At 72.4% G+C, this 11,902-nt stretch carries 10 protein-coding genes; 3 read left to right on the top strand and 7 right to left on the bottom strand.

Going from position 1 to position 11,902, the window contains the following annotated elements; all coding sequences use genetic code 11:
• Positions 1 to 104 precede the first annotated feature (104 nt).
• Entirely contained in the window at positions 105 to 1,334 is a 1,230-nt protein-coding gene (locus SAVERM_RS12130) for an arginine deiminase (protein WP_010983758.1), read from the bottom strand.
• A gap of 138 nt (positions 1,335 to 1,472) precedes the next feature.
• On the opposite strand from SAVERM_RS12130, the gene SAVERM_RS12135 reads away from it, so the two are divergent.
• Positions 1,473 to 2,495 carry an SPFH domain-containing protein gene (locus SAVERM_RS12135; RefSeq protein WP_010983759.1) on the top strand — a complete coding sequence of 341 codons (1,023 nt, stop codon included), beginning with the start codon at positions 1,473 to 1,475 and terminating at the stop codon, positions 2,493 to 2,495.
• Positions 2,492 to 3,385 carry an inorganic polyphosphate/ATP-NAD kinase gene (locus SAVERM_RS12140; protein ID WP_010983760.1) on the top strand — a complete coding sequence of 298 codons (894 nt, stop codon included), beginning with the start codon at positions 2,492 to 2,494 and terminating at the stop codon, positions 3,383 to 3,385. Before SAVERM_RS12135 ends, SAVERM_RS12140 begins: the two co-directional genes overlap by 4 nt.
• A gap of 408 nt (positions 3,386 to 3,793) precedes the next feature.
• On the opposite strand, the gene SAVERM_RS12145 is transcribed toward SAVERM_RS12140, so the two are convergent.
• Together SAVERM_RS12145 and SAVERM_RS12150 are read right to left on the bottom strand one after the other, a co-directional pair.
• Positions 3,794 to 6,340 (bottom strand): polynucleotide kinase-phosphatase, encoded by a 2,547-nt coding sequence (locus tag SAVERM_RS12145; RefSeq protein ID WP_010983761.1) that lies wholly within the window; start codon positions 6,338 to 6,340, stop codon positions 3,794 to 3,796.
• The gene (locus SAVERM_RS12150) at positions 6,337 to 7,824 is read right to left on the bottom strand and encodes a 3' terminal RNA ribose 2'-O-methyltransferase Hen1 (RefSeq protein ID WP_010983762.1); all 1,488 of its coding nucleotides are present in this window, start codon (positions 7,822 to 7,824) and stop codon (positions 6,337 to 6,339) included. The genes SAVERM_RS12145 and SAVERM_RS12150 overlap by 4 nt, the downstream gene beginning before the upstream one ends.
• A 163-nt stretch (positions 7,825 to 7,987) precedes the next feature.
• Here SAVERM_RS12150 and SAVERM_RS12155 point away from each other — a divergent pair, with 163 nt between their 5' ends.
• On the top strand, positions 7,988 to 8,914 hold the full coding sequence (locus SAVERM_RS12155; RefSeq protein WP_010983763.1) for an LLM class F420-dependent oxidoreductase: 927 nt from the start codon (positions 7,988 to 7,990) through the stop codon (positions 8,912 to 8,914).
• A 77-nt stretch (positions 8,915 to 8,991) separates the two neighbouring features.
• Here the strand turns inward: SAVERM_RS12155 and SAVERM_RS12160 are convergent, their stop codons facing one another.
• The 4 genes from SAVERM_RS12160 to SAVERM_RS12175 all read right to left on the bottom strand — a co-directional run bounded on the left by SAVERM_RS12160 (position 8,992) and on the right by SAVERM_RS12175 (position 11,682).
• Complete coding sequence (locus SAVERM_RS12160) at positions 8,992 to 9,453, bottom strand: DUF6099 family protein (protein ID WP_010983764.1); 462 nt, start codon at positions 9,451 to 9,453, stop codon at positions 8,992 to 8,994.
• Positions 9,454 to 9,644: 191 nt separating this feature from the next.
• Positions 9,645 to 9,977 (bottom strand): nucleotide pyrophosphohydrolase, encoded by a 333-nt coding sequence (locus SAVERM_RS12165; RefSeq protein WP_010983765.1) that lies wholly within the window; start codon positions 9,975 to 9,977, stop codon positions 9,645 to 9,647.
• Positions 9,974 to 11,191: an AAA family ATPase gene (locus SAVERM_RS12170; protein ID WP_010983766.1), complete on the bottom strand. Its 1,218-nt coding sequence runs from the start codon at positions 11,189 to 11,191 to the stop codon at positions 9,974 to 9,976. Before SAVERM_RS12170 ends, SAVERM_RS12165 begins: the two co-directional genes overlap by 4 nt.
• Before the next feature lie 101 nt (positions 11,192 to 11,292).
• On the bottom strand, positions 11,293 to 11,682 hold the full coding sequence (locus tag SAVERM_RS12175; RefSeq protein WP_037652219.1) for a cell division protein SepF: 390 nt from the start codon (positions 11,680 to 11,682) through the stop codon (positions 11,293 to 11,295).
• Positions 11,683 to 11,902: the final 220 nt, after the last annotated feature.

Genomic DNA, 11,902 nt, shown 5'->3' on the forward strand with positions numbered 1-11,902 from the left:
CGCTCCAGGGTTAACAGGGGGACGAGGACGAAGACGCGTGGAAGTCTATACGACATCCCACATTTCTATGCGGACGGGCTTTCGGGCCGCCCCGGCCGGCGGCGCTACCCGGGCACGGCGTCCCGCTCCACCGGACAGCTCATACAGCGCGGCCCGCCGCGCCCCCGCCCCAGTTCGCTGCCCGGGATCTCTATCACCTCGATGCCCTGCTTGCGCAGATGCGTGTTGGTGGTCGAGTTGCGCTCGTACGCGACCACGACGCCCGGCTCGACCGCGAGGACGTTGCAGCCGTCGTCCCACTGTTCGCGCTCGGCCGCGTGCACGTCCTGCGTGGCGGTCAGGACGCGGATCTCACCGAGCCCGAGCGCGGCGGCGATCGCGCGGTGCATGTGCTCCGGCGGGTGGTCGGTGACCTTCAGCTCCTTCTCCCCGACGCCCGGCTCGATGGTGTACGAGCGGAGCATGCCGAGCCCCGCGTACTGGGTGAAGGTGTCGCCGTCGACCATCGTCATCACGGTGTCCAGGTGCATGAACGCCCGCCGCTTGGGCATGTCGAGCGCCACGATGGTGCGCGCGGACCCGGCCGCGAACAGCTTGTGCGCGAGCATCTCGACGGCCTGCGGCGTCGTCCGCTCGCTCATGCCGATGAGCACGGCGCCGTTGCCGATGACGAGGACGTCCCCGCCCTCGATGGTGCAGGGGTAGTCCGCCTGCCCTTCGGACCAGACATGGAAGGCCTCGTCCCGGAAGAGCGGGTGGTGCCGGTAGATCGCCTCGAAGTGCACGGTTTCACGCTGCCGCGCGGGCCAGCGCATGGCGTTGATGGAGACCCCGTCGTAGATCCAGGCGGAGGTGTCCCGGGTGAAGAGGTGGTTGGGCAGCGGACCGAGCAGGAAGTCGTCGAGGTCCATCACATGGAAGCGCACGGAGACGGGCTCGGGGTGCGCCTCCAGGAACTCCCGCTTGGTCATGCCGCCGACCAGCGCGGCGGCCAGGTCCGGGGCGGGCAGGGTCTCGAAGGCGGCCCGCAGATGGTCGGTGGCGAGCGGCCCGTACTCCTTCTCGTCGAAGACCCGGTCCAGCACGAGCGTCCTGGCGGCCGGGATGTCCAGCGCCTCGGTGAGCAGGTCGCCGAAGAGGTGGACGGCGACACCGCGGTCGCGCAGCACGTCCGCGAACCCGTCGTGCTCCGCGCGGGCCCGGCGCACCCACAGCACGTCGTCGAAGAGGAGGGCGTCCTTGTTGCTGGGGGTGAGCCTTTTGAGCTCGAGATCAGGCCGGTGCAGGATGACGCGGCGCAGCCGCCCGGCTTCGGAGTCGACATGCAGTCCCATGCCTCCATCCTGACCATTCGGGCGCGTGTTCACCCGTCGGTTGTGAGGACCCGCAGCACTTGATTTCGTCCCCTTGACGATAACCGGCATGAACGATTATCGTCGTAGTGACGAAAATACGGAGGGGGTCCACCACACATGGCCGACATCACCCGGCGCTTCGGCTGGCGCCATCTGCGCGGCGCACCGACCGCCCATGTCCGGCACCAGCGGGCGGGACGGCTGGTGCACGACGGGCCCGGGCTCAGCTTCTGGTACCGCTCCCTGACCGCCGCGCTCTCCGAGATCCCGGTGGACGACCGCGAGCTGGCCATGACGTTCCACGCCCGTACGTCCGACTTCCAGGACGTGGCGGTGCAGGCGACCGTGACCTACCGGATCAGCGATCCTGGCGTCGCCGCCGCGCGGCTCGACTTCTCCGTCGACCCCGACACGGGCGTGTGGCGCGGCGCACCGCTGGAGCAGCTGGCGACGCTGCTGACCGAGACGGCACAGCAGCACGCGCTGGACGTCCTGGCCCGTACGCCGCTGTCGGCGGCGCTGGTCGACGGGGTCGCGGCGGTACGGGACCGGGTCGCCGCCGGGCTCGCGGCCGAGCCTCGGCTGCCCGCGACCGGCATCGAGGTGGTCGCCGTCCGCGTCGTGGCGCTGCGTCCCGAGCCCGAGGTGGAGCGGGCGCTGCGCACCCCGGCCCGTGAGCAGATCCAGCAGGAGGCGGACCGGGCGACGTACGAGCGCCGTGCCGTGGCGGTGGAGCGCGAGCGTGCGATCGCGGAGAACGAGCTGGCCAGCCAGATCGAACTCGCCCGCCGCGAGGAGCAGTTGGTCGACCAGCGGGGCACGAACGCCCGCCGCGAGGCGGAGGAGCACGCGGCGGCGGACGCCGTGCGCGCGGAGGCGGAGGCCGCCCGCACCGTGCGGCTGGCCAAGGCCGAGGCGCAGGCCGCGCGCGAGGTCGGGGAGGCGCGGGCGCGCGCACAGGCGGCGTGGCTGCACGTGCACGCGGAGGTGGACGTGGCGACGCTGCACGCCCTGACGGGGACGCGGCTCGCGGAGAATCTGCCGCGGATCGATAGCGTGACCGTGTCGCCGGACGTGGTGACAGGACTGCTGTCCCGGCTCGGCGCGGCCGCGGGCGGGCCCTCGGGAGAACCGGCGTGAGTCTCGCGCCGAGGGTCGTGCTGGTCCATCGCACCACGGAGTACGAGGAGTTGGTGGCCCGGCACGGCACACCCGGTCAGGCCGCCTTCTTCCTGGCCTCGCGCGGGCGGAGCGTCGACGAGGTGGCCGAGCGGCACCGGCGGGCCCGCCGGGCGTGGGCCGAGGTGGTGGCGGCGGTGCCGCTGACGTGGCGTCAGGCCCGGGTGGAGCGACGGGACCTGGACCGGTTCCTGTTCGCCCCGGAGGACGTGGTGGTCGTGGTCGGGCAGGACGGGCTGGTGGCGAACGTGGCCAAGTACCTCGCCGGACAGCCGGTGGTGGGGATCGACGCGGACCCGGGACGCAACCCCGGGGTGCTGGTGCGGCACCGGCCCGGTGACGCGGCGGCGCTGCTCGCGTCGGCGCGCAGCGGTCACGCCGACGAGCTGACGATGGTCGAGGCGGTCGCGGACGACACCCAGCGGCTGCTCGCGCTGAACGAGATCTATCTGGGAGCGGCGGGTCATCAGACGGCCCGCTACCGCCTGGGGCTCGACGAGTACGGGGGTGCCGTCGAGCCCCAGGCGTCATCGGGGGTGCTCATCGGTACCGGGACCGGGGCGACGGGATGGATCCGCTCGGTGTGGCAGGAGCGGGGCGAAGGACTGCCGTTGCCGGCGCCCGTCGAGGACCGCCTGGTGTGGTTCGTCCGCGAGGCGTGGCCGTCGCCGGCCACCGGCACGTCGCTGGTTGCCGGTGAACTCACCGCGTCCGCCCGGCTGTCGGTGACCGTCGAGTCGGACCGGCTCATCGCCTTCGGGGACGGCATGGAGGGTGACGCGCTGGAACTGACGTGGGGGCAGACGGTGCGACTCGGGGTGGCGGCGGTCAGGCTGCGGTTGGTGGGGTGAGGCGCGGGGGCCGTGGGCCGCAGACACCGAGGGACCGAGGACGCCAACAGGCACCGAGGGGCCGGGGCCGCAGACACCCGCGGACCGCAGGCACCCGGGGCCACAAGCCACAGGCCCGAGGCCCCAGAAGCCACAGCACCCGGCGCCGCAGGGACCGAGGGCCCACGGACCGCAAACACCCAGGGCCGCGAGCCACGGGCCCGAGGCGCCGGAGGCCGCAGGCGTGCGGACGCGGGCCACAGGCACCGAGACACCACAGCCCACAAACACCCGCGGGCCGCAGACGCCCGAGCCGAAGGCCACAGGCGCCGAGAGGCCGGGGGCCGCAGGCGCCCGCGGGCCGGAGGCCGCAGGCGCTGGGCGCTGTAGGGGGCCGGGGCATCCCGGCCCCCTACAGCGCCCGTTCGTTCACAGGCGTGGGTCCACCGGCTCCGACTCCAGTGCCAGCACCCCGAACACCGCCTCGTGCACGCGCCACAGCGGCTCGCCCTCCGCCAGCCGGTCCAGGGCCTCCAGGCCCAGCGCGTACTCCCGGATCGCCAGCGACCGCTTGTGGTTCAGGAACCGCCCGCGCAGCCGTGCGAGGTTCTCGGGCCGCGTGTACTCCGGACCGTAGATGATCCGCAGGTACTCCCGCCCCCGGCACTTGATGCCGGGCTGCACCAGCCGCCCCTGCTCACCGCGTACCACCGCGCCCGCCGGCTTGACGACCATGCCCTCACCACCGCGCCCGGTCATCTCCAGCCACCAGTCGACGCCGGCCTGCACCGACTCCGGGTCGCCCGTGTCGACGAAGAGCCGTCGGGTGGTCCCCAGCAGCCCGCTCGCGTCGTGCTCGACGAGCCGGTCGAGCAGCGCGAGCTGCTCCTCGTGCGGCACGGCGGCGAGACTGCGGCCCTGGACGGCAAGGATCTGGAACGGCGCGAGGCGCACACCCTCCAGCCCGTCCGTCGCCCAGCAGTACCGCCGGTACGCGTCCGTGAACGCGGCCGCGTCCGCGGCCCGTTCGCGCTGCCTGGCCAGCAGCTCCCCGACGTCGACACCGCGCGCCGCCGCCCCCTCGAGCGCGGCCAGCGCCCCCGGGAACACCGCCCCGGACGCGGCGCCGACCGCCGCGTACTGCGTACGGAGCAGCCCGGACGCCTTCAGCGACCACGGCATCAGCTCGGCGTCCAGCAGAACCCAGTCGGTCTCCAGCTCCTCCCACAGACCCGCCGCGCCGACGGCCTCCCGCACCCGGCCGAGGATCTCCTCGGTCCTGTCCGCGTCGTCGAAGAAGGGGCGCCCGGTGCGCGTGTACAGCGACCCGGTGGGCCCGTCGGTCCCGAAGCGCTCGCGTGCCGCCTCCGCGTTCCGGCACACCAGCGCCACCGCCCGCGACCCCATGTGCTTCTCCTCGCACACGACCCGCGCGACCCCGTCCTGCCGGTACTGCGCGAAGGCCTCGGCCGGGTGCTCCAGGTAACCGTCCCGGTGCGAGGTCGCGGTCGGTGCCATGGTCGGCGGCAGGTACGGCAGCAGACGCGGGTCCACCGCGAAGCGGCTCATGACCTCCAGGGCGGCCGCCGCGTTCTCCTCGCGCACCGACACCCGGCCCGCGTGCCGGGTCTCGACGACCCTGCGGCCGCGCACGTCCGCCAGGTCGAGCGGACGGCCCTCGTGCCCGCCGGGCGCCTCGGTGGCCAGCGGCTTGGCCGGCTCGTACCAGACCCGCTCCGCCGGTACGTCGACCAGCTCGCGTTCCGGCCAGCGCAGCGCGGTGAGCTTGCCGCCGAAGACGGCGCCGGTGTCCAGGCAGATCGTGTTGTTCAGCCAGGTGGCCTGGGGAACGGGCGTGTGCCCGTAGACGACCGCCGCCCGGCCCCGGTAGTCCTCGGCCCACGGATAGCGCACCGGCAGACCGAACTCGTCGGTCTCCCCGGTCGTGTCGCCGTACAGCGCGTGCGACCGCACCCGGCCGGAGGTACGGCCGTGGTACTTCTCGGGCAGCCCGGCGTGGCAGACGACGAGCCGGCCGCCGTCGAGGACGTAGTGGCTGACCAGGCCGTCGATGAACTCCCGCACCTGGGTACGGAACTCCTCGCTCTCGCCTTCCATCTGCTCGACCGTCTCGGCCAGGCCGTGCGTGTGCTGGACCTTGCGGCCCTTGAGGTGACGGCCGTACTTGTTCTCGTGGTTGCCGGGCACGCACAGCGCGTTGCCCGAGCCGACCATGGACATCACGCGGCGCAGGACGCCGGGGCTGTCCGGGCCGCGGTCGACGAGGTCGCCGACGAACACGGCCGTACGGCCCTCGGGGTGCACGCCGTCGGCGTAACCCAGCTTGCCGAGCAGCGACTCCAGTTCGGCGGCACAGCCGTGGATGTCGCCGATGATGTCGAAGGGGCCAGTGAGGTGGGTGAGGTCGTTGAAGCGCTTCTCGGTGACCACCGAGGCGTTCTCGATCTCCTCCACACCCCGCAGGACGTGCACCTTCCTGAAGCCCTCGCGCTCCAGGTGCCGCAGGGAACGGCGGAGTTCACGCGTGTGCCGCTGAATGACCCGGCGCGGCATGTCCGCCCGGTCGGTGCGCGCCGCGTTGCGTTCCGCGCACACCTCCTCGGGCACGTCGAGCACGATCGCGATGGGCAGCACGTCGTGCTTCCTGGCCAGTTCGATCAGCTGGCTGCGGCTCTCCTGCTGCACGCTCGTCGCGTCGACGACCGTACGGCGGCCCGCCGCGAGACGCTTGCCCGCGATGTAGTGCAGGACGTCGAAGGCGTCGCGGCTGGCGCTCTGGTCGTTCTCGTCGTCGGCGACCAGACCCCGGCAGAAGTCGCTGGAGATGATCTCGGTGGGCGTGAAGTGCTTGCGGGCGAAGGTGGACTTGCCCGAGCCGGAGGCGCCGATCAGCACCACGAGAGAGAGGTCGGTCACCGCGAGAGTGCGCGCCTTCATCTGAGTCCCGTTCGTCATGCGGCCTTCTCCTCCTTCGCGGTGGTCGGCGTGTTCGAGTGCGCCGAGGTCATGGAGAACACGGCCATCTGGGTCGGCGGACCCACCTCGGGGTCGTCGGGCCCGACGGGCGTGAACTCCACGTCGTAGCCGTGCCGTTCGGCGACCCGGCGGGCCCAGGCGCGAAACTCCTCACGGGTCCACTCGAAGCGGTGGTCGCCGTGCCGGGAGTGGCCCGCCGGGAGGGTCTCCCAGCGGACGTTGTACTCGACGTTCGGCGTGGTCACGAGCACGGTCCTGGGGCGGGCCGAGCCGAACACCGCGTACTCCAGGGCGGGCAGCCGCGGCAGGTCGAGGTGCTCGATCACCTCGCTGAGCACGGCGGCGTCGTACCCCTTGAGGCGGCTGTCGGTGTACGCGAGCGAGCCCTGGAAGAGGGTGACCCGGGATGCCTGCCGCTCCCCCAGCCGGTCCAGCTTGAGGCGGCGCGCGGCAATGGTCAGCGCGCGCACGGACACGTCGACGCCGACGATCTCGGTGAACCGCACGTCCTTGAGCAGCGCCTGCACCAACTGGCCCTGTCCACAGCCGAGGTCGAGCACCCGTGCGGCACCGGACGCCTGGAGCGCCGCGATGATCGCGTCCCGCCGCCGCACGGCGAGCGGCACCGGCTTCTCCTCGGTGTCCGTCGACTCGTCGACCGCGTTGTCGATCTCCTCGACCTCGCTGTCGTCGGCCTCGGCCAGACGGACGAGTTCGAGGCGGTCCATCGCCTGCCGGGTGAGCGACCAGCGGCGCGCGAGGTACCGGCTGGTGATGAGTTTGTGCTCCGGGTGGTCCGGCAGCCAGCCCTCACCGGCCCGCAGCAGCTTGTCGACCTCGTCCGAGGCGACCCAGTAGTGCTTGGCGTCGTCGAGCACCGGGAGCAGGACATAGAGGTGGCGCAGGGCCTCGGCCAGGGTCAGCTCCGCCGACTCCAGGACCAGGCCCACGTACCGCGAGTCGCCCCACTCCGGGAACGCGGCGTCCAGCGCCACGGGCCGAGCCGTCACCGTCCAGCCGAGCGGCTCGAACAGCGCGCGCACGATGTCCGGGCCGCCGCGGGCGGGCAGCGCGGGCACCTCGATGCGCAGCGGCAGCGGCCGGGCCGGCAGGTCGGGCCTCGCCGCGCAGGTGCCCTTCATCGCGCTGGAGAACACGCTGCTCAGCGCCACGGCGAGCAGCGAGGAGGCCGCGTACGGGCGGTCGTTGACGTACTGCGCGAGCGCGGCGTCGGGGGCGCCGCCCCGGCCCTTGCCCTTGCCGCGCCGGACCAGCGCCACCGCATCCACCTCCAGCAGCAGCGCGGCCGTGCACCGCTCGACGCTCGCCTCGGGGTAGAGAACGTGCGCCGTGCCGTACGAGGTGGAGAACGCCTGCGATTTGTCGGGATGCTTGTGCAGCAGGAAACCGAGGTCGGTGGCGGGGCGCTCTGGGGTACCGGTGGCACTGATCGTCAGGAACACATGACCGAGTATGGGCGGTCGGCTCGCCCCCGACCAGGGATTTTCCCCGGACGCGGAGGGCTGGGACGTACCTGCGACACGCCGCCGCCCGCCGTGCGTCCGGTTGCCGGTGCCTACGCGGTTCAGGGCGGGGCGCCTGAGGCGAGCGGTGCATGATGGATACATGGATCTTCGAGTCTTCACAGAACCGCAGCAAGGCGCTACCTACGAGACGCTCCTCCGCGTCGCACAGGCCGCCGAAGACCTCAATTACGACGCTTTCTTCCGCTCTGATCATTACTTGCACATGGGATCCGTCGACGGGCTTCCCGGCCCCACCGACGCGTGGATCACGCTTGCCGGTCTCGCCCGCGAGACGCGCCGCATCCGGCTCGGCACGCTGATGACCGCCGGTACCTTCCGGCTCCCCGGCGTCCTCGCGATCCAGGTCGCCCAGGTCGACCTGATGTCCGGTGGGCGGGTGGAGCTCGGCCTCGGTTCCGGCTGGTACGAGGCCGAGCACGAGGCGTACGGGATCCCGTTCCCGAAGGAGAAGTTCGGCCGGCTGGAGGAGCAGCTCGCCATCGTCACCGGGCTGTGGTCGACGCCCGTCGGCGAGCGGTTCTCCTTCGACGGGACGTACTACCAGCTCAAGGACTCCCCCGCGCTGCCGAAGCCGGCCCAGGGGAAGGTTCCGGTGCTCATCGGCGGCCACGGCGCGAAGCGGACCCCCGCGCTGGCGGCCCGGTACGCGGACGAGTTCAACATTCCCTTCGCGTCCCTCGCTGATACCGAGCAGCAGTTCAACCGGGTGCGTGCCGCCGCCGAGGAGGCCGGCCGCAGGGGCGACGACCTGGTGTACTCCAACGCGCTCGTGGCCTGTGTCGGGAGGAACGACGTCGAGGTGAAGCGCCGGGCGGACGTCATCGGGCGTGATGTCGACGAGCTGAAGGCGAACGGTCTCGCCGGCTCTCCCGCGGAAGTCGTCGAGAAGATCTCCCAGTACCAGGCTGTCGGGTCGCAGCGCATGTACCTGCAGATGCTGGACCTCGACGACCTGGATCAGCTGGAGCTGATCGCCGCCGAGGTCATGCCCCAGCTCGACCGGTAGGTGCCGACAGCTGGTCGCCGACCGGTTGCCGCCGAGGGTTGCCGCCGGCCGGTTGCCGCCGAGGGGAGCGGCCGCGGTCACGGCTGAGGGAGAGCCCCGTCTCTCGCCGCCAGTCTGCGCAGCATCTCCCGTACGCGGTCCCTGGACTCGTCCGCCGCGTCGATGGCCTCCATGCACTGCCAGTACGTCCCCTCGCCGTCCGCCGCGCTGGCGAGGGCGACGAGGGCCATGCCGACCTCGGCGAGGAGGTCGCCGAGGTCGAGGAGGGCCTCACGGGCGTCCCCCAGCTCGGTGAGCTGCGCGGCGCGCAAGTCGGCGACGTCCAGCGACGGCGTGTCGAGGACGCCGCAGCCCCGGCCCGCCAGCTCCGTCAATCCCAGGGCCTCGCCCCGCAGTTCGGGCGGGCCCGACACCGCGAGGCGGCTGCCTATCGCCTGCGCCAGGGCGTACGCCTGCCACGCCTCTGTCATGATCTGCGGCGCCGCGTCGCTCCCCGCCAGGGCGCGCCTGCTCGCCACGATGAGCCGCACCACGTCCATGCGCTGCCCCCGCTCTGTGTCGACGCGCTCTCCACGCGCCCGCCCGAACTCCGTTGTCCACTACCCAGAGTGAATGCCATCGGGACGAAAAGCCAGAGGTAGCCCGAAATCTGTGGACAACAAATCGGCTGGGGACAACTCGATGACTCCGGAGAGTGACGAACGGGCGAGCAGGACCCCGCTCGTCGCCCTCAGTCGGTCCCCGGCACCGGAAACCGCTTCTCGTTGCGGTCGATCTTCGCGTCCAGGGCCGCGAGCGCGTCGATGTCCAGCACCTCGCACAGCTGGAGCAGATACGCCAGCACGTCCGCGACCTCGTCGGTGACGCGGTGGGCCGTGTCCGGGTCGTCCATCACCCGTTCCGACTCCTGCGGGGTCAACCACTGGAAGATCTCCACGAGTTCGGACGCCTCCACGCTGAGCGCGGTCGCCAGGTTCTTGGGGGTGTGGTACGGCTGCCAGTCGCGGGCGGCCGCGAAGTCCGCCAGCCGGCGCTGCAGATGGGCTACGTCCAGTTCCTTCACGCGCTCAGGTCTACCACCGTGACCCCTTCCGCCCCCGCCGCCCAGGACGTATCACTCACCGCGCCCACCAGCCGGATGTGCCCCCGCTCGCACATCCGCGCCGCCAGCCGCACCAGCTCCCGCGCCTGCCGGGGATCCATGCAGCGGTCGAGGCCGTCGGCCAGCACCGTCAGCGTCTGGAGCGCCTGCGGCACCTCGCCGGCCGGGTCGACCTCCAGGACGCCGGGACCGGTGAGCAGGACGAGCGCCAGAGCCGCGTACCGCAACTCGCCGTCGCCCAGCAGCGCCAGTGGCGTACGGGACCCGTCGCCCCGGTCGAGCAGTGCGCGTACCGTGCCGTCGCCTGCCGGTTCCGCCAGCATGTCCTCGACCGGGCCCGCGCATCCCGCGCGCACCGCCTCGACCAGCAGCGCGTGCCGCCGTCCGCACTCCGACCGCGTGCGCCACAGCACATCGGCGAGGTTGGCGCAGCCCGGCAGCAGCCGTCCCGTGCCCAGCGGCGCCGGGGCGCGCATCCGGTGCGGTCGCGGGTCGCAGGCGAAGACCGAGCGCAGCGCGACGACCATCTGCTCGGCGGCCGCCAGCACCCGGCGCTGGCCGTCCGTCTTGCCGGCCACCCGCAGGGGCAGCAGGGCGGTGCCGAGGCGGTCGTCCGGGAGCGGGCCGCGGGTCACGGGCGCGGAGCCCGCCGTGTGCCAGGCCGCCTGCACCACGCGTCGGCCCGGATCGCGCAGCGCCGTCTCCAGCAGAACGAGCCCACCGGAGGTCAGCCGCTCGCCCACGATGCGTGGTACGGGCTCCGCCTGTACGGCGACGTCGAGCCGTACGGGTCCTTCGGGGCCGTCGGTCGTGCAGCCGATCCGGAAGCCGCGCCGCCGCTGGGCGTCGGGGCGGGCCCGCTGCGGCACACAGGCGGCCGGATCCGGGAACGCCGCACCCAGTTCGGCCCCGCCGGCGAGCCGCGCGAGCGCCTCGTACGCCTGGAGGGCGCGCGACTTCCCGCACCCGCTGGGGCCGGTGAAGAGCGTCAGCGGTCCCAGTGGGAAGCCGGCCCGCCGGTGCCCGGCGAAGGCGGACAGGCGCAGCTCCGAGACGTGCGGCCGGTCGGGACGCGGCCCGGCGTCGACGACGGCGCCGGACGCCGGGGACGACAGGGAGGGCTCGAACGAGAGGGGTGCCGGGAGCGACCCGGTCGACAGGGATGACACGGTCATATGCGGACCGTAGGGGGCCGCTGTCGGGCGAACCGTTCCGCCGCCGCGACCTTCCTACGATCGAGCGACCGGCACCGCTGACGGCCGTCCGCCCGGGGTGCTCAGATCCCGGGCACCCCCACCCCCTCCATCAGCCCCTGAACCTCGGTTCCCGGCGGCGTGAGCAGGAACACATTCCGGTCGACCCGGTGCATTCCGCTCGCGAGGCCGAAGACCACGCCCGTGCTGAAGTCCAGCACCCGCTTGGCGACCTCGGTCTCCGCGCTCGTCAGGTCGAGGAGGACCGGGATCCCGCGCATCAGCGTCTCGGCGACGTCACGGGCGTCCGCGAAGATGTTGACCCGCAGGACCACGAAGCGGCGTCGCGCCTCTGTCTGCGCCTCGGGTATCGACCGGTGACCGACCGCGGACGGCCAGGCGTCCCGGCCACGCAAGGGAACGACCTGGGCGAGCCCTTCCCACTGCTCGTCGGTGACATCGTGGCTGTTCACCGGCCCTCCCCGCACTGGCTCGCACTCATTGTCTGCACCGGCCAATTCTTACTCATGGTCACCTGTTCGGCCCAACAGCGACACGGTCCGCGAGCGTCCCGACGGTCACATCGGCCGGATGGCACCCCTCCACCACCACCCTGGGCTCCCCTTCCGCCGGGGCCTCACAGTGCCCGTCCGGCGGCTGTGCAGCGGGTGTAACCCTTCAAGATCAGGCCGC

It is taken from the genome of Streptomyces avermitilis MA-4680 = NBRC 14893, from assembly GCF_000009765.2.
Lineage (GTDB): Bacteria > Actinomycetota > Actinomycetes > Streptomycetales > Streptomycetaceae > Streptomyces > Streptomyces avermitilis.